The organism is Paenibacillus montaniterrae (genome assembly GCF_018403185.1).
In the GTDB taxonomy this organism is placed as follows: Bacteria; Bacillota; Bacilli; order Paenibacillales; family Paenibacillaceae; genus Pristimantibacillus; species Pristimantibacillus montaniterrae.
On record NZ_BOSE01000007.1, the window covers coordinates 102,803 to 121,795 of the forward strand.

An 18,993-nucleotide genomic window follows, 5' to 3' on the forward strand; every position below is an offset into this window, starting at 1 on the left:
ACGCCCTAAGCGAGCAAGGAACTGGCAATTTGCTCGACCACTCGATTAATGCCCATTGGACCGTAGGAGCCAATCCAGGTTGCAGCATCGACTGTGTAGACATGCTCTTCCTTTACTGCCTCCAGCGAGTTCCAGGCGTCTGTTTGCTGCATTTCGATCACCGTCTGTCTGGAGTAATCATTGCTGAGCAGGAAATAGTAATTGGCGTCTACCTTGGGCAAAGCATCGAGCGAAATATGATAGGCGGTATCAGCAGCATTTGCTACGAATTGCGGAGCCGGCAAGCGTAAATCTTCATATAAAACAGCTCCTGTGCGATGTGCTGCGGTATGCACGCGAATAACCGCTTCACGCGGACGAATTAACGCTACACGCTGCCCATGCAGACGCGCAGCGAGCTTGCTCGACAGCAGTGCGGTTTTCTTCTCATACGATTGCAAAATATGTGTCGCTTGCTTTTCCTTGCCAACCAGCATGCCAAACGTAATCAGCATATTGCGCCAATCCTCGTTGCGCTTGAACATCGCCGTCGGAGCGATAGCGGCCAGGCTAGCATATATCGGTTCATGGACCTCGGTGCAAATAATAAGATCGGGCTTAAGCGAGCTTACCGCTTCTATATTCGGCTGCTCGTATGTGCCAAGCACGACCGTTTGCGTCAGCCTGCGCTGCAAGTAGTCAGGAAAATAAGCGATTGTCCCGGCAGCTTGCACGCTTCCTGCAGGCGGCTTATTCAGCGTAGTAAGCTGATCTGCATATTGCAGGTCCAGAACGGCTATCCGTCGCGGTCTTTGTTTAAAGAGCAGTTCGCCCTTCATATGCTTGAGCATAACGCCTGTCTCGCTCTGAACACAATAAACGATGGGCGAATAAGCGAGGAGCTGATGCTCCTCCTTAGTATTGTGGCTATCAGGATGGAGTTGTTGATTTTGACGAAATTGCAAGGGAGAGATGCCGACATACTTTCTAAATGCACGGCTGAAGTAATACACATCCTGGTAGCCCACCTGTTGCGCAATATCACCAATCGAAGCCGAGGTAGTTTGCAGCAGCCGCTGCGCTTTTTCCATTCTCACTTGAATCAAATATTCCATCGGCCCTTTCTGCAGACGCTCTCGAAATAAGCGCTGCAGCTGTCGCGGGCTGCAGGAAGCAAGCTCAGCCAGCTGCTGCAGCTCAATCCGCTTATGCGCATGCGCTTCAATATAAGCCTGGACAATGTCTGCACCATCAAGTGCAGCAGACAGACTGCCTGCAAGCTGCTGACTTTGCTCCATCAGCTCATACAGCAGGGCATGCAGCAGCGCCTTGACATGGAACTGATTGAGCAGTGAGTCGGAGCTCCATTTGTCATGCATCAGCTGAAGCATATGATGCAACGCGAAAGGCTCTGCAGGAGCAAAGCCGAATGAGGACCGATCCATGCTCGGCGTCACGCTTGCACTGGAGCGGCTGGCAGGCTCCAATTGCACGACACGCGGCAGCACAGCGGTATAGGCAATGCTGTAGCATTGGACAGCGCCTTTGCTTGCAGTCAAACGCAGCGTACTCCCCTTGTCAGCATGGCAAATAAAAAAGCCGGCAAATTTGAAGGAAGTCCGATCGATTTGCAGCAAGCCTTGCCCGCTGCTCACAAATAAAATTATGCTGCTTTTTAACAGCAACTGCTGCACGCCATCCTTTGCAAGCACATCTAGCCGCTGCACATCCAGTACATTAATTGCCGCTTCATTCCAAAGCGGCAATTGTTCCAGTAGCCTCATTCGCCCCATCTCCAATACTAAAACAGCACTTTATTCCGAAAATATAATCTTGCTTTATTTTATTTGATAATCATTCTCATTGTCAACGAAATAAGTGCACAAGGCTAAGGTTCAAAAACGGGGCTTTCAGGACCAAGAAGATGGCACGATACTAGAAAGCGAGGAGCGCAGCGTAGATAGACCTACGTGAGCACCGGAGCTTTCGGTAGCGTGACATATTCGACGTCGAGTCAACTACAACGCACCTCATCGTCATCAAAGTCCCGTTTTTGAACTTCCGCTTTTCAATAAAGGTTCAAAAACGGGACTTTCAGGACCAAGAAGCTTGGACGCTAGTAGAAAACGAGGAGCGCAGCGTAGGCAAAAGCTACGTGAGCACCGCAGTTTTCGCTAGCGTTCAAGATTCGCCGCCGACTAAGCTACAACGCACCTCATCGTCATCAAAGTCCCGTTTTTGAACTTCCGCTTTCAATAAAGGTTCAAAAAGCTCGGCTTTCAGGACCAAGAAGATGGCACGATACTAGAAAGCGAGGAGCGCAGCGTAGAGCAAAAGCTACGTGAGCACCGGAGCTTTCGGTAGCGTGACATATTCGCCGTCGAATCCACTACAATGAAACAGCATCGTCATCAAAGTCGAGCTTTTTGACTTCCGCTTTTGGGGCATTTTTTGCAATATTCTGGGGCCATCTGATAATACAAACAACAAGTAAGCCTTTGGCTCCTGGGCACAACAGTGTCTGGCTCCGCTTGCTCGACAAACCTGGTCAGCGGATTTTTTCTCATTGCAAAAAGCTGCGCCGGAGCATGAACGGCAAGGAAGGAAAAGTCATCCTTTTTTCGCTGACGCAGCTGAGGAGGATCCTGATCATCCTCAGCATAAAGCGGAGCAATCCGCACCATTACATTTTCCCATAAAATCGCCGTCGACACGGAGCCAGCAGTAGCGACGCTTTGCAGCAGCGGTGCAATGTGCTCAGCAAACAGCTGGCCTACATACTGCTCGCGCCATTGCTCTCTGCTGCCCCCACTCGCTGCAGGTGCAGTCAGCTCCACAGAAGCAAGCCGCAGGTCGGGAAAGCGCGAACGCGAGCGATTTTCTGCTTCTGCTATCGTTACGAGCTGACAGCCTGTAAGGCTCGGCACAATCCCTTTGTCATAATAGGTCATCGCATAAAGGGCAGGTGCAGCAAGCAGGAACGCATAGCGCTTGATCAGCATTGACGCTGCAATGCTGATGCTCGCGGCGCCAATATATTGAGCAAACCAGCTTAAATACGCGTCGCACTGCTCGCGCTGCAGCAGCTCGCTAACAGCTATCGACTTAAGCGGCTGAGCGAGCCTCTCATCATGTTCCCAGCCAATGCTATAATCGCTCATCAATTCGTTCCAGGCTGGCGAGGACAGAAATGGCTCCATGCTACTGAGCTCCGAGCAACGCTTCGGCTGCCTGATCAACGATCAAATTTATCGCAATCGGACCATAGTAGGCGATCCAAAGCGTAGTGTCTACTTCGTACACGCGATTATTTTTAACTGGCTCAAGCGAGGTCCATGTATTCGTTCCCAGCACTTCCTCAACCGCGCCGGCAAACATCGCATCGGACAGCAGGAAATAATGATCGGCCTCAATCTCACTCAATACTTCTAAAGGAATTTCATAGGCGGTATCATCCACCTCGGTCGTTGCTGCAGGTGCATGCAAGCCCAAATCTTCATAGAGAATAGCACCGGTACGATGCTGCGGCGTATGAACGCGAATGCCTTCATCACGTGGACGAATAAGCGCAACAGTTTGATCGCCAAGCTTGTCCGCCAGCTGCTGCTTCAGGCCAGCTACCTTCTCATCATAGGCCTGCTCGACTGCTTTTGCTTCCTCCTGCTTATTGACAATTTTGCTGATCGTATCCAGCGTCACGCGCCAGTCCTCATAAAAATCAAGCATAATAGTAGGTGCTATTTTGTCCAGGCTGTCATAAATTTCCGCCTGAAAATCTGTAGCAATAATCAAATCCGGGTCCAATGCCAGCACTGCCTCCAAATTAGGCTCATCGCGAGTGCCAAGCAGCTTTACATCTCCTATTTGATCCATTAAATACTCTGGAAAATCAGTATCCGAGCCTGCTGCTGTTACACTTCCTGCTGGCTGCTCGCCAAGCACAATCAGTTGATCAACAAATTTGGTATCGAGCACAGCAATAACCTCAGGCTTCTCCTCTAATGTATATTCACCCTTCATATGCTGTATCGTTACAGGGTATGCTGCTTCGCTATTCGACTCAGCTCCTGTATTCGTATTGCCCGCAGGTTCTTCTGTATTCGTATTGCTTGACGCCACCGGGTTGCCTTCTTCGCCAGAGCTGCACGCTCCTAATATCAACATAAAACTAAGCATTGCTGCTGCCAGCCAACTTGCATATTTGCCTTTCTTCACGCTAACTATCCCCTTCATATGTGTTTATGATAATGATTTTCATTATTAGTTAGAGTATACTTAGCGGAGCCTTTTATTTCAATGGAATCCTGCGACAGAAAAAATGAACTTTAACGACACAGCATGTGAAGCTCAAGAAGACAGCTTGTGCCGTCGCAAAAAAAAATACCTCGACGATCATTGTTGAAATGATGCCCGAGGTACTTATTTCAATACATATTCAGCTATATTTTTGCTATGGTCGCCCACCCGCTCCAAATTGCTGAGCACATCGAGGAAAATAGCTCCCGCATTGCCGCGGCATAAATTTTCATTCAAACGCTTAAAGTGGCCTGTGCGGAACTCATGCTCCATACGATCCAAATCCGCTTCACGTCCAAGCACGTCGGCAGCGGCTGAGCGATCCTGCTGCTCCAACGCGTAAAGCGCTCTGCCTATAATCCAATCTGCGGCATCAATCATTTGATGCAATTGCTTCGTTGCTTCCTCAGAAAATTGTACGCGATTTCGCACACAATAGTCAGCCAGCTCGACAATATTTTCCGCGTGGTCGCCAATCCGCTCAATATCGTTGACAATATGGAGCAGACCCGTCAGCTTTTCCGATTCTCCTGCCGTTAAGTCATGCTGATGGATGCTGACAATGTAGTCGGTAATAAGCTGATTGAGCTCATTGACCAAGGTTTCCTTTTTCAATGCCAAATTCGCCGAGCGGCTGTCATGCTCGAAAAAGTATTGCGAAGCATGTCCCAGTGTCTCGCGCGCGATACCGCCCATCCGCAATATTTCATGCTGAGCTTGCCCGAGGGCGACACTTGGCGTAGCTAAAAAGCGCTTGTCCAAATATTGCGCGCCAAACCATACCTCTGCGGTCGTCTGATGCGTTTGAATGAGATGATTGGCGATCCGCAGCAGCCATGGAGCCAGCATCAGGCATACAACGCCTGTCAGCACCTGAAATAAACTATGCGCAACTGCAAGCTGAAGCTTCATGTGTGTAAGCTGCTCCAGCCACGACATTAAGGAAAGCAACGGCTTTTGCAAAACGAGGAACAGAATCGCTCCAAACAGATAGTACATCACATCGATCAATACGACGCGCTTTGCTTTAATGCTTGCGCCAATGACAGCTATGCAAGCAATGATCGCCGAGCCCAGATTGCTGCCGAGCAAAATGGGCAGCGCCCCCGCCAGATCAATCAGCCCTTCATCTGCCACCGTTTGCAGCACGCCAATCGCGGCGTTGGAGCTAGTCAGCAGCAGCGACAGCACGATGCCCGCCAGCAAGCCAAACAGCGGGAAGTCAGCAAGATTGAGCAGAAACATTGTCATCTCGTTCGACAGACTGTCGCTACGCAAGCCGTCCCTAACGAATGATAAGCCGAGGAACAAGGTGCCAAAGCCGAGAATAATTTGTCCAACATACTGAATACGTTTATAATGGCCAAACAGCAGCAAAAATACGCCAGCTGCGACAATCGGAAGCGCGTAGTCCTCAATGCGAAAGCCTACGATAAAAATCGTTACGATTGTCCCCAAATTAACACCGATTAACACATGCACAGCCTGCTTCATGCTTAAAATACTCGCATTCAGCAAACCGATTATTAAAATGACCGCACCTGTAGCGCTTTGAAACAGGGTCGTAATAAAAATTCCCGCAACAACGCCGAGCAAAGGATGCGCCGTATAGGTTGCCAGCCAGTGACGAATTCGATCTCCAGTTATTTTTTGCAAGCCTTCGGACAAGGACTTGATACCGAATAAAAAAATCGCTATACCGCCTATCAGATAAAAGACCAAATGCTGTGTATCCACGATTTCCTCCGTAACGCCGGGCATTTATGATGCTTTGTAATGCCTGCAGTGAATTTGTAACATAACTGAAATATTCCTTTCATTTCCCTTTAACATACTTTGTCTATACTTCTAAGTGACCCCCTTTTTAATGATATATAAATTTGACAGCCCACAGCCCGTTGCTGTGGGTCCTTTTTTTGTGCTCCGGAGCAAAGCGTTTCTCAGCGCTACGGAGTAGCTTTTTGAATGCAGGACCAAGAAGCTTGTGCGCTAGTATAAGGCAAGGAGTGCTAGCTGCAGCACTACTTGTGAGCAACTAAAAGGCTGTGTAGAAAACCCCTTGGCAGGTTACAGAGAAGGTTTAAAGAATTCTGGTAACGTTAAATGAATTTAGTTGGAGCTTATCGAGATCTAATGAATATACACAACGTTAATGATGATAAACTACCTTGGTTGTAGTAAAAATCATCAAATAAGACGCTACACATTCATTAGAATTGAGAACTGCCTCATTTGTCTCAATTAACGTTCTCCAGTTTCCTTAGGCCACTAGCACCCTCACTTTTTAGGCAGCCCGCTGGAAGCCTATTCCTTCGCTAGCGTTCAAGATTCGCTGCCGAATCCGCCACAGAGCAGATCATCGTCATCAAAGTCCAGCAGTTGAACTTACCTCTTTCATTGTGAGTTCAAATGCTGGGCTTTCAGGACCAAGAAGCTTGGACGCTAGTAGAAAATGAGGAGCGCAGCGTAGGCAATAAGCTACGTGAGCACCGGAATTTTCGCTAGCGTTCAAGCTTCGCCGCCGAATCCGCCAAAGAGCAGATCATCGTCATCAAAGTCCAGTATTTGAAGTTACCTCTTCCAATGAGAGTTCAAATGCTGGGCTTTCAGGACCAAGAAGATGGCACGATACTAGAGGGCGAGGAGCGCAGCGTAGGCCAATAGCTACGTGAGCACCGCAGGCCCCCGATGAATGCTATATTCGCCGTCGAATACGCTACAACGCCCATCATCGTCATCAAAGTCCAGCAGTTGAACTTACCCCTTCCAATGAGAGTTCAAATGCTGGGCTTTCAGGACCAAGAAGATAGCATGAAGTTAGGGAATGAGGAGCGCAGCGTACGGTTTTGGTACGTGAGCACCGCAGGCTCCCGATGAATGCTATCTTCGCCGTCGAATACGCTACAACGCAACTACATCGTCATCAAAGTCCAGTATTTGAAGTTACATCTTCAAACCAGTCCCAAAATAACCCTACTTGTTCGGGCCTATGCGCATCCGACCCGTAGACAACAGGAATATCCAGCTCCAGGCAGCGCTTAATGAACCATTGCGGTACATACTCCTGCTCACAGCTTGCCACACGGAAGCCAGCTATATTAACGTCTACGCCTACTCCATGCTCCTTAAGCAAGGGCAGCAGCGCTTCCAGCCGCTGGTTGAATTGCTGCTCATTCATTGCTGGAAGCTGCTTTTGAAATTTGTGGATTAAATTTATGTGGCCGATACGACTGCGAACAGGCAGCTTGCCCGCTTCCTGTATAGCAAGCTCGACATGATCAAAATACATATCGACGAGCACGTCGATTGAACCATAGAACGAAAGCAAATTCGCTTTAAAATCATCTACCGTAAAATCTACACAATAATTGCCATCCTCACCAGGCAGATAGTGGACCGAATAAATGACATCTTCTAGCAAGTGCCCCCATTGTTCCAACAAACGATCCGTATATTCAACGCTGCCGTGCAAATAATCAAGCTCCAAGCCAACCGTAATTTCGATTTGCTCAGCATAGCGCTTCTTAACTGCTAATACGTAATCAAAATATTGCTGCAGCTCAGCTTCGGGCATGCCAAGCTCGTCAAATAAAGCTTTATCCTTCACCCAGCCCTGCGGCAAAGGAGGATGCTCCGTAACCGTATAACGCTGAAAGCCTAACGCAATCGCGCGCTCAATATACTCCTCCAGGGGAGCGTTGCTGCCATGATAACAAAACTGTGTATGGGTATGTCCATCCCATTTCAGCATGTTGTTCCACCTCATCTACATGTATAAATTCAATTTATTTTACCACAGATATGAAAAACGCGTGATGCCTCTGCTTGTTCATGCTCGAGCAAGAGTGCAGTTATATAAAAATTGAAAGGAGGACAGACGGGGAATTTGCATATTTATCGTTCAAAGAGGCTCTTCCCCACGCATTGCCGAATTACCGCACATATTAATAACTTGTACCATCCATCCTGAATTAACAATGCGCGACAAGTTCTTTTCATCCAGAAGAGTTTCTCTACAGAAGTCAAGGAGGAAGGAGGCGTAAAAATCAATTTTTCGTTTTTAGAGAACTGTATTATAAACAGAACAGGATGAATTGAATCGGTACAAAAAGTTTCTGCTTCATCGCCTCGGCGAAAGCCGAACCGAGAGCATTTTGTGCAAAGGAGTTTGATGTCTATGTCAACAGAAGAACGTAATTTGTCGGCTCTACAAGATGTCGGACCAACAGGACCTTCGGGGCCGACCGGTTCCACGGGACCTACAGGACCTACCGGTTCCACGGGACCTACGGGATCTACGGGGCCGACCGGTTTCTCTGGCCCAACAGGACCTGCAGGCGATCAAGGGCCAGCTGGAGATACGGGACCTACCGGTTTTTCTGGGCCAACAGGACCTGCAGGCGATCAAGGGCCAACTGGGTATACGGGACCTACCGGTTCCACTGGACCTACAGGACCTACCGGTTCCACTGGACCTACGGGGCCTACAGGTTTCTCTGGGCCAACAGGGCCGACAGGGCCTCAAGGAGAGGTTGGACCTCAAGGGCCTACGGGAACCCAGGGGCCTACAGGTATCTCTGGACCAACAGGACCAACAGGTTTACCAGGGGCTAATGGTAGTACAGGTCCAACAGGCCCCACGGGACCGGCTGGGCCTACAGGTTTCTCTGGGCCAACAGGGCCGACAGGGCCTCAAGGAGAGGTTGGACCTCAAGGGCCTACGGGAACCCAGGGGCCTACAGGTTTCTCTGGGCCAACAGGAACGACAGGGCCTCAAGGAGAGGTTGGACCTCAAGGGCCTACGGGAACCCAGGGGCCTTCCGGTGAGCAAGGACCAACAGGACCAACAGGTTTACCGGGTCTACCAGGGGCTAATGGTAGTACAGGTCCAACAGGCCCCACGGGACCGGCTGGGCCTACAGGTTTCTCTGGGCCAACAGGGCCGACAGGGCCTCAAGGACCAATTGGACCTCAAGGAGTGATTGGACCTCAAGGGCCTACGGGAACCCAGGGGCCTTCTGGTGAGCAAGGACCAACAGGACCAACAGGTTTACCGGGTTTACCAGGGGCTAATGGTAGTACAGGTCCAACGGGTCCTACGGGTCCTAGCGGTTTCTCTGGGCCAACAGGACCTGAAGGCGCTACAGGAGCTCAAGGACCTGTTGGCGATCAAGGTCCAGCAGGAGCTACTGGACCAACGGGACCAGCAGGCCAAAACAATGTAGTCCTTGTTACAGAAAGTAGTCAAAATATCGCTTTGGACCAAAGCCTTACTTTGGCATCTAGCACGATTAACATCCAGGCAGGATCAAGAATTAAAGTTGAATATTATTTAAGCGTAACGCCGACTTATGTAAATGTGGCTGAAGAAGCATTTATAAATTTATCCCTTGATCTGAACGCAGCAGGTCATGATGAAGGAACGGTTTACGCCTCTTATTTCCACCCGAGCGGCGCTCCTTTTAACCCGCTTGGCAACGGGATCTTTGCTTATAGTTACGTGAACATTTTTGAAACAAACGGTCAAGCAGGAAATGTTCAAGTTTCTTTAACAGGAGGACTTCCTGCTCAATATAATACTAATGTTACCAGCATTGAAATTGTTAAAGTGAACATGGTATTAACAGAGTGCTAATAAGTTTCACTGGGGGAGTGTATGCTCCCCCTTTTTTATGCCGTTATTCTTCTCACTGATTGTCTTTGTCCGCTCAATGCCCCATTGTTCCAACAAACGATCCGTATATTCAACGCTGCCGTGCAAATAATCAAGCTCCACGCCAACCGTAATTTCGATTTGCTCGGCACCTCATCTACATGTATAAATTCAATTTATTTTACCACAGATATGAGAAACGCGTGATGCCTCTGCTTGTTCATGCTTGACGATTATATCAGCTATGCAACATTTTGTACGCTGCTGTCGTTTACAACTATGAAAGACATTAAAAAGGAGATCAGCTTATGAAAAGACATCATGTATGGAAATGGACAGCTACGCTTTTGCTTGCATGCTCAATTGTGCTAAGTGGCTGCAGCAGCAATAAAGACAATAATAGCGAGGTTGTGCCTACTGAAACACCTGCTTCGGAAAATGGCTCCGGCAACGCCGTTGCTCCTGAGGACTCCAATAATAGCGAACCTGGACAAGAAAATACAGAAAATGGAAATCAAGAAAATGCTCCTGAAACTGACGCTGGAGCGGACAATACCACGCCAGAAAAAGCAGAAGGCTTGCAAGGCATCGTTCAACAAATTAATGAGAATGTAGAAATGCCTCCGATGATGGAGCTCGATGGCGACGCCATTAAAGACACCTTTTATTTAGAGGCCGATCAATATGCTGAAGGCGTGTTCCTCGTTGCAATGATGAATATAAAGGCAACCGACATGGCTATCATTAAATTAAATGATACCAATGACTTCGATACAATCAAGGAAGCATTAACTAAGCGTGCCGAGGATGTTATTAAAACATTCAGTACTTATTTGCCAGATCAGCATGAGGACGCCAAAAACTACCAGATCGTACAAGAAGGTGAGTATGTGCTTTACTCAATTTCTCATGATCAGGAAAAAGTGCTGGAAACATTTAAAGCAGCTTTGAAATAATTGGCTTTCAGCAACTAACAGAAAAAACTAAACACGCAAACACACCCTGGTTCAGGACAAATGTCCAACAGCAGGGTGTGTTTTTATTTTGTCTATAGCCGCAGCATATAAATTGGTTAAGCTGCTTACTCCATTATTGCAGCTGAATCCCGATGCCAAATGGATCCTTTGTATAATAACCGGCTTCATTTTTATGAACGGCGTAGCCTGCCTTCGTCAAACGCTCTACAATCGTATCAAGCTCATCAGCATTGGCTAATTTTATCGTGTAATATTCAATGCCTGTAGCGTGTGGCGGCAGCGGCGTACCGCCACGACCATTCCATATATTCAAGCCTAGATGATGATGGTAGCGGCCTGCTGCTACAAATAACGCTCCATTCGCCGACCAGTCGGACTCAAGTGAAAAGCCAAGCAGCTCGCAATAGTACTGATACGCCGTATTCAAATCTGCTACATGAAGATGCACATGCCCTACGACTGTTCCACGATCAAGCCCTTGAAACGGTCCCTGATCAGCTTCTGCCAATATCCCTTCCCAATCGATTGGGTCTGTAGCCATTTTAACTCGATCATGAGCATCATACGCCCACTCGGAACGCGGCCGATCGCGGTATATTTCTATTCCGTTCTGATCCGGATCCGACAAATACAATGCTTCGCTAACCATATGATCCGCTTGCCCAACTGCAACCTTCAAGTCAACAAAATGCTTCAAAATATTGCCTAATGCCCTTCTGCTAGGAACTAAAAGTGCAAAGTGGTACAGCCCGGTATGTCCACGATGGCTGCCTGAATAAGGCTTGCTTGTCTGCTCCAGCTCAAGCAGAACATCAGCTCCATTCGCAGTCAAGCTTGCCGCAGCATCCGTCGTATGGATAGCTTTCAAGCCAATTACCTGCTCATAAAAAGCAATAGAACGCTTAATATCTGAAACTTTTAACTTAACAATCCCAAGAGAGGTTGCCGGATTTAATTGATAGGTCATAGTACAAACCTCCAAATTTTATTGTAACTTACTTTTTGTAAGTTTATTTTACTGTGAGCAGCTTTGCTTGTCAATGCGCAAGGTTAATAACCCTAATTTAGAGGATGTCCCAACAGCCCGACTTTGATAACGAAGCGGTCCATAGTGCACTGCAGCGAGCTCGAAAAAAAGCTGACTTTCAGATGTGCGTTCGCACATGCAAATTTTACCAGCTATCATATGATATAGAAGTTCTAAAACTCATAGAAACTTTGAGGAGGTGTCCTATTTTGGATATAAGATCCAATAACGAAAACTTTGAACCATCTTCTTCTCTTCCAGAGAAAGAAGTTACGACGAGCGGTATTCGTCCAATTCATTGTGGACCTACTGGGCCAACTGGACCGACCGGGCCGACGGGGGCAATGGGCTTTCCTGGCATGCCTGGACCTACTGGGCCAACCGGCGCTACCGGGGCTACTGGTGCTATAGGGCCGACTGGGCCAGGCACAGGCGCGACTGGTGCAACTGGTGCGACTGGCGCTACTGGACCTACAGGGCCTGCGGGTACTGGCGCTACCGGTCCCAATGGCGCTACTGGCGCTACTGGCGCTACTGGCGCTACTGGCGCTACTGGGCCAGGCACAGGTGCTACTGGCGCTACTGGGGCCACTGGCGCTACTGGAGCCACTGGCGCTACTGGGGCCACTGGCGCTACTGGACCGACGGGGCCAACGGGACCGACGGGTACTACAGGACCGACGGGTGCTACAGGCAGCAGTGCAATCATTCCTTATGCGTCAGGGTTACCTGTTGCAATAACTACGATTGCTGGCGGGTTAGTTGGACTTCCTGCTGTTATAGGCTTTGGAAGCAGCGCAGTTTTACCAACAGTATTAGGTGCAACCATTGATTTGACAGATCCAACAGGATCTTCACCTTTTAATGAAGCTTTCTCTGTGCCAAGAGCTGGAACAATTACAGATATAGCAGCCTATTTCAGTGTCACAGCAGCTCTAGCCATACCTGGCACAACTATTACAATTACGGCCCAATTATACGAATCTACGACTCCTGACAATACCTTCTCGCCAATCGCTGGAGCTATAGTTACACTAGCACCAGCTTTAACTGGTCCTCTAAATATAGGCGACATAACCTCAGGCACTACCACAGGATTGAGCATACCTGTTGCTGCAGGCACAAGACTTCTTATGGTGTTTTCTGCAACAGCGGCTGGCACTACTCTCGTTAATACTGTTACAGGCTATGCTAGCGCAGGCGTTAGCATCGTCTAACAGCAAGCCAATCTCAGCTATTCACAATTGAGCTGTTCCGTATTATTGCGGGACAGCTCCTTCTTTTTTATAGCGGCAAATTTACTTGAGCTTCTGTACATACACATATCTTTTGCCTATTCAATATAATAAAAAAGTTGTTGGGAGGTGTTTACATTTGGATAAAATGTCCAATGGCAATAACGATTTTTTTCATTCAAATAAAGAGGTAACGACTAGCGGAATCCGTCATTTTCATCATGGCCCGACCGGCCCAACTGGGCCTACAGGCTCGACAGGCGCTACGGGGATAGCAGGTATCGCTGGAGCGACAGGGGCTACAGGACCTGCAGGTAATATTGGTCCGACCGGCCCTGCAGGTCCTACAGGGCCAGGTGATGGCGATACTGGACCTACTGGGCCTGCTGGACCTACCGGCGGCACCGGACCTACCGGACCCGCAGGTACTGGCGCTACAGGGGCTTCTGGTAATACTGGCCCTACTGGACCAACCGGACCAGCAGGTACTGGCGCTACAGGGGCTTCGGGCAATACTGGTCCTACAGGGGCTACAGGGTCGACTGGACCGACTGGACCGACTGGACCGACTGGCTCTGCTCCTATCATTCCTTTCGCATCAGGAGCAACCGTGTCCGTCTCTACACTGGCTCCCACCGGTGGTGCAGGAAAGCCTGCCTTAATTGGCTACGGGGACAGCTTATCATTGACAGTAGACTTGGGTCCAACGATTAATTTGACTGGTGAAGGAGCTATTAATTTGGCCTTCTCCATGCCACGGGACGGAATCATTACAGCTATTGCAGCCTTTTTCAGTATCGTAACTCCGCCAACCTTCTTAGACGCAAATGTTACAGTCCATGCCCAGTTATTTCGTTCCCCCGGACCATCTCCCGACAATATCTTCTTTCCAATTGAAAATGCAACGGTTGACCTTACGCCTGCCTATACCGGCACCATCATAGAAGGAGCCGGAAGCTCAGGTCTTGCATCAGGATTAAACATACCTGTTACTGCAGGCACGAGAATTCTTTTTGTGCTCACTGCTACAGCATCAGGCGCAACACTCACAAATACTATTTCAGGTTATGTAAGCGGCGGAGTAAGCATCGCTTAGTAATACTCAATTCACTTATTCATATGAGCTGTCCCGCATTCATCTACGGAGCAGCTCTATCTTTTGGATACTCCAGTTAATCCACTCTCCGGCCAGCAATCTGCATATTGCTAATAAACACTAATTTAATGTGTATTTACACATACGTATCGGATGCCTGTTCCATATACTATAAAAGTTCTAAGGAGGTGTATGAATTTGGATCTGAGATCTAATAACGAAAATTGTGATAAACCTTCCTCTCAATCTGATAAAGAGGTTACGACTAGCGGCATCCGTCCGATCCATCATGGAGCAACTGGACCGACGGGGCCGACCGGGGCTACAGGGGCTACAGGGGCTACAGGGGCTACAGGGGCTACAGGGGCTGCAGGGCAGCCAGGCTTACCTGGAATTCCAGGGGCTACTGGACCAACGGGACCGACGGGGCCAACGGGACCGACGGGGCCAACGGGACCGACGGGGCCGACCGGGCCAGCGGGACCTGCTGGGCCTGCTGATTCCATTGTAACCGGCACTCCTATTTTCACTGTCGCCGGTACAACAGGCAGCGCTGTAACCTTAGGGGCAAATGATCCATTGAATTTTACTTCCAACACACTCGAAATTACAGTTACACCAGGGTCGGTGAATGTAGGCATTGAATTGCCTGGCGGAGTTACAGGCACTACTGGACCGACGGGGCCAACAGGGGCAATCGGGCCGACGGGACCAGCAGGTTCAGGAGCTGGCGGTACTGGGGATACTGGGCCGACTGGACCGACGGGACCACCAGGACCTACTGGCGTCATGGGACCGACTGGACCTGCGGGTACTGGCGCTACTGGTGACACTGGACCGACGGGACCACCAGGACCTACTGGAGCAGGATCTGGACCGACTGGACCTGCGGGCGCTACTGGCGTCACGGGACCGACTGGACCTGCGGGTACTGGCGCTACTGGCGCTACGGGGCCGACGGGACCTGCGGGCTCGGGCGCTACTGGCGCTACGGGGCCGACGGGACCTGCGGGCTCGGGCGCTACGGGGGCCACGGGTGCTACGGGACCGACGGGACCTGCGGGATCTGGCGCTACGGGGGCCACGGGCGCTACGGGGCCGACGGGACCTGCGGGCTCGGGCGCTACGGGGGCCACGGGTGCTACGGGGCCGACGGGACCTGCGGGCTCGGGCGCTACGGGGGCCACGGGTGCTACGGGGCCGACGGGACCTGCGGGCTCGGGCGCTACGGGGGCCACGGGTGCTACAGGGCCGACGGGACCTGCGGGATCTGGCGCTACGGGGGCCACGGGCGCTACGGGAGCTACGGGACCGTCCATCATAAGTAATAATGCACAATTTGTACCAACTGGAGCCGTACCTACCAACCTCACAGCAATTAGTCTTACAGAAAGATTCAACAACAGTAATGGCAGTATTAATCTTTCCGGAGGGAATATAATCAATTTGGCTCCAAACAGTCTCTATTATATTTCTTTAGTTCTTAGACTGACTTATAATCCCGGCTCCTCCGATGTAACAAATATTGAAACAATATTAACATTGAATAATAATAATTTGCCTATAACCGATCAATTTTCCAGCGCTGGAGTCACTGGAGCTCCGACTACTAATTCAATTACTCTAGTAGCCTCAGGGTTGCTGCCAACCACCGCAAACACACAGCTCAGAGTTTTGCTACAGTTTCAAACAACTGCCACCACTTTAGCTTTTACGCCTGATCGATCCAATATCAGTATTATACAAATTTCCTGAATTGGGAAGGTCCCTGGAAAGTATCGTTTATTCTCAAGTACGATAGACGATGCTTTCCTTTTCTACGGTTACCATAGAGCTGATTTGGAAATGCAGATGAAGACTTCGTTGATGTAAATGGAATCAATCTCACACATATCTCTCCTTATCGTGAAGTTCTCCTTGCAGCTTACGTTATGTGCTAATAAAGGCTAAATTACTGTGTATCTGCACATACGCATCGGAAGCCTGTTCCATATACTATAAAAGTTCTAAGGAGGTGTATGAATTTGGATACAAAATCCAATAATGAGAATTTTGAAAGACCTTCCTCTTCATCTGAGAAAGAGGTTACGACTAGCGGCATCCGTCCAATCCATCACGGGGCTACAGGGCCTACAGGGCCAACTGGACCTACCGGGGCTGCAGGGCTGCCAGGCTTACCTGGAATTCCAGGTGCTCCCGGACCAACTGGACCAACGGGGCCAGCGGGACCTGCAGGACCTGCCGATTCCATCGTTACAGGCACTCCTATTTTCACTGTCGCCGGTACAACTGGCAGTGCTGTAACCTTAGGCGCAAACGAGCCATTGAACTTTACTTCCAACACTCTGGAAATTACCGTTACACCAGGATCGGTAAATGTAGACATCGAGTTGCCTGGCGGAGTTACGGGTAGCATTGGACCGACTGGACCAACTGGGGCAGTAGGACCAACAGGACCTGCAGGGTCAGGGTCTGGCGGTACTGGTGACACTGGGCCTACGGGACCTACGGGACCTGCAGGACCGACTGGACCAAGCACAGGAGCAACTGGCGATACTGGACCGACTGGTCCAACCGGACCTGCAGGTACTGGTGCTACTGGAGCTACAGGGGCTACTGGCGCTACAGGGGCTACTGGACCGACTGGACCTGCGGGAGCAGGAGCTGGATCTACGGGACCGACTGGTGCTACAGGGGCTACTGGTGCTACAGGGGCTACTGGCGCCACAGGCGCTGGCGCTACTGGGCCAACGGGTGCTACTGGGCCAACGGGCGCTACTGGGCCAACGGGTGCTACTGGCGCTATAAGCGTTGAAGGCTTCTCGGCATTCAAATCGATGACTAACGCAACAGCGGGCGGTACACTTACAGCCTGGACCGATGCTGCTCCATATATTCCGACAGGCTCCTTCGATCCCACAACCGGTGTTTATACAGTTCCGGCAACAGCACATTATGCAATAGGCGCCACGGTCAATTATTCTTTGCCAACTGCAGCTACTGGAATTGCCGCCAACGTCAATCCAACGCTTACAATCCAAAGTGGAGCTACAGTGCTGCTAACCGGTACGTTCCCTATCTTTAATACTAACGCCCAAGGCGTGGATCTTCGCACTATACTGGGCAACGGAACGATTGTTATGACAGGAGACTTCGCTTTAACTAGTGGAGAGACCATTACAATGCACTATAATGATGGCGGCCTAACAACTCCTGTAGATTTTGGAACTGGAGCTACCAATGATGGCAATGGCATTACTTGGTCTATTCGTCAAATCTCACAATAGGAAGCTGTAGATGTAAAGACTCTTTGCGAATATCGCAAGGAGTCTTTTTTATAGATGTCCATGCACTCATTTCCCGCTCATATCAATTGTAATGTTTTGGTTAAGATGCGGTTGCCGGGCAGGAATAAGGCTGATTCGTTCGAATAGTATAGTTTGGAAAGACTGTAGTATAGAACGATCAGATGGAGGTAATTCAATGGTTTTAACGAAAGAGGAACGATCCTGGATATTATATGACTGCGGCAATTCAGCCTACTCAATCGCAATATCCACTGCATTGCTGCCTGTTGTATTCGGCATGTTTGACAATGTGAACAGCAGCATGGATTTAGGCTATTTCAATACGCTCGCAAGTCTGCTGCTGGCGATACTGAGCCCTATACTCGGAACAATTGCCGATTACAAGGATCGGAAAAAGCGGTTTTTTCTCTTTTTCTTTATTATTGGAGTAGTCTTTACCGCATCACTGGCGTTCGTCTCCCCTTCAAGTGGAATGTGGCAGCTGCTGGCGGTTTTCTACGTACTTTCTTCCATCGGCTTTGCGGGAGCGAACATATTCTATGATTCGTTTCTGGTTGATGTTTCCTCCGACGAACGAATGGATAAGGTTTCGTCCAAAGGATATGCATACGGGTATATTTCAAGCGTTATTCCATTCGGTATCAGCCTCGCCCTCATTTATGCACTAGGGATGGATCAAGCAATTGGATATCAGGCGGGCTTTATGGTGACCGCTGTATGGTGGGGGCTGTTGACGCTTCCGATGCTTAGAGATGTGAAGCAGCGACATTTTATTGAGCCTGAGCCGAAACCGGTCCTGAACAGCTTCAAAAGATTGGCGGAAACCTTTAGAAATATTAGACAGTACAGAACCGTCTTCGTATTTTTGATCGCCTACTTTTTCTATATTGATGGTGTAGACACCATTATTAAAATGGTCGTGCCGTACGCCACATCGGTTTTGGGCAATGAAGCGCTCAATACCTTTACCTTGCTTGGCATCCTGCTCGTTATCCAAATTATCGCGTTTCCATTTGCGATCCTGTACGGCAATCTGGCCAAAAAATATTCTGCAAGAGGGATGATTATTTTTGCAATTTTCACCTATATTGCGGCGTGCATCGGCGGATTTTTTATCTCAACGGTTTGGCATATTTTCCTCTTGGGCGCTTTAATCGCATCGGCTCAAGGCGGGATTCAGGCTTTAAGCCGCTCGTATTTTGCAAAAATTATTCCGAAGCAAAATTCGAATGAATTTTTCGGCTTTTACAATATATTCGGCAAGTTTGCAGCGATTATCGGACCGGGCGTCATGGCGCTAACGACGACCTTGACAGGCAATCCCCGCTTCTCGATATTAGCGATTATTCCGCTCTTTATTATTGGCTTCCTCGTATTCATCACGCTGCCAAAGGAACCGAAAATAGCAGCCATTGACTGATT

13 protein-coding genes are annotated in these 18,993 nt (G+C 49.3%); 7 read left to right on the top strand and 6 right to left on the bottom strand.

Translation table 11 applies throughout. The annotated features are described in order from the left end of the window. Positions 1-5: 5 nt before the first annotated feature. The 5 genes from KJS52_RS17735 to hisJ all read right to left on the bottom strand — a co-directional run bounded on the left by KJS52_RS17735 (position 6) and on the right by hisJ (position 8,026). Positions 6-1,763, bottom strand: a complete 1,758-nt coding sequence (locus tag KJS52_RS17735; protein ID WP_213517786.1) for a helix-turn-helix domain-containing protein — start codon at positions 1,761-1,763, stop codon at positions 6-8. A 627-nt stretch (positions 1,764-2,390) separates the two neighbouring features. Continuing rightward, a complete protein-coding gene (locus KJS52_RS17740) occupies positions 2,391-3,179 on the bottom strand; it encodes an IucA/IucC family C-terminal-domain containing protein (protein WP_213517789.1) in 789 nt (262 codons plus the stop codon). A 1-nt stretch (position 3,180) separates the two neighbouring features. Continuing rightward, positions 3,181-4,194: an ABC transporter substrate-binding protein gene (locus KJS52_RS17745; protein WP_246563695.1), complete on the bottom strand. Its 1,014-nt coding sequence runs from the start codon at positions 4,192-4,194 to the stop codon at positions 3,181-3,183. 204 nt (positions 4,195-4,398) lie between these two features. Beyond that, entirely contained in the window at positions 4,399-6,036 is a 1,638-nt protein-coding gene (locus KJS52_RS17750; RefSeq protein WP_246563696.1) for a Na/Pi cotransporter family protein, read from the bottom strand. Positions 6,037-7,198: 1,162 nt separating this feature from the next. Next, positions 7,199-8,026: a histidinol-phosphatase HisJ gene (hisJ, locus tag KJS52_RS17755; RefSeq protein ID WP_213517791.1), complete on the bottom strand. Its 828-nt coding sequence runs from the start codon at positions 8,024-8,026 to the stop codon at positions 7,199-7,201. A gap of 426 nt (positions 8,027-8,452) precedes the next feature. Here hisJ and KJS52_RS17760 point away from each other — a divergent pair, with 426 nt between their 5' ends. Beyond that, positions 8,453-9,910: a collagen-like domain-containing protein gene (locus KJS52_RS17760; RefSeq protein ID WP_281425627.1), complete on the top strand. Its 1,458-nt coding sequence runs from the start codon at positions 8,453-8,455 to the stop codon at positions 9,908-9,910. Between the two features lie 326 nt (positions 9,911-10,236). After that, on the top strand, positions 10,237-10,884 hold the full coding sequence (locus KJS52_RS17765; protein ID WP_213517794.1) for a DUF4358 domain-containing protein: 648 nt from the start codon (positions 10,237-10,239) through the stop codon (positions 10,882-10,884). A 133-nt stretch (positions 10,885-11,017) separates the two neighbouring features. Here KJS52_RS17765 and KJS52_RS17770 read toward each other — a convergent pair whose 3' ends face one another. Continuing rightward, complete coding sequence (locus tag KJS52_RS17770) at positions 11,018-11,872, bottom strand: VOC family protein (RefSeq protein ID WP_213517797.1); 855 nt, start codon at positions 11,870-11,872, stop codon at positions 11,018-11,020. A gap of 269 nt (positions 11,873-12,141) precedes the next feature. On the opposite strand from KJS52_RS17770, the gene KJS52_RS17775 reads away from it, so the two are divergent. From KJS52_RS17775 to KJS52_RS17795, 5 genes are all read left to right on the top strand, one after another. Continuing rightward, entirely contained in the window at positions 12,142-13,149 is a 1,008-nt protein-coding gene (locus KJS52_RS17775; protein ID WP_306433587.1) for an exosporium glycoprotein BclB-related protein, read from the top strand. Positions 13,150-13,315: 166 nt separating this feature from the next. Next, positions 13,316-14,263, top strand: coding sequence for an exosporium glycoprotein BclB-related protein (locus KJS52_RS27770; RefSeq protein ID WP_281425647.1), 948 nt, complete (start codon positions 13,316-13,318; stop codon positions 14,261-14,263). A gap of 198 nt (positions 14,264-14,461) precedes the next feature. Next, the gene (locus KJS52_RS27775) at positions 14,462-16,018 is read left to right on the top strand and encodes a hypothetical protein (RefSeq protein ID WP_213517803.1); all 1,557 of its coding nucleotides are present in this window, start codon (positions 14,462-14,464) and stop codon (positions 16,016-16,018) included. Positions 16,019-16,287: 269 nt separating this feature from the next. Then, on the top strand, positions 16,288-17,550 hold the full coding sequence (locus tag KJS52_RS17790; protein WP_213517806.1) for a collagen-like triple helix repeat-containing protein: 1,263 nt from the start codon (positions 16,288-16,290) through the stop codon (positions 17,548-17,550). A 196-nt stretch (positions 17,551-17,746) separates the two neighbouring features. Further along, positions 17,747-18,991 carry an MFS transporter gene (locus tag KJS52_RS17795; RefSeq protein ID WP_213517808.1) on the top strand — a complete coding sequence of 415 codons (1,245 nt, stop codon included), beginning with the start codon at positions 17,747-17,749 and terminating at the stop codon, positions 18,989-18,991. The last annotated feature ends 2 nt before the right edge of the window (positions 18,992-18,993 follow it).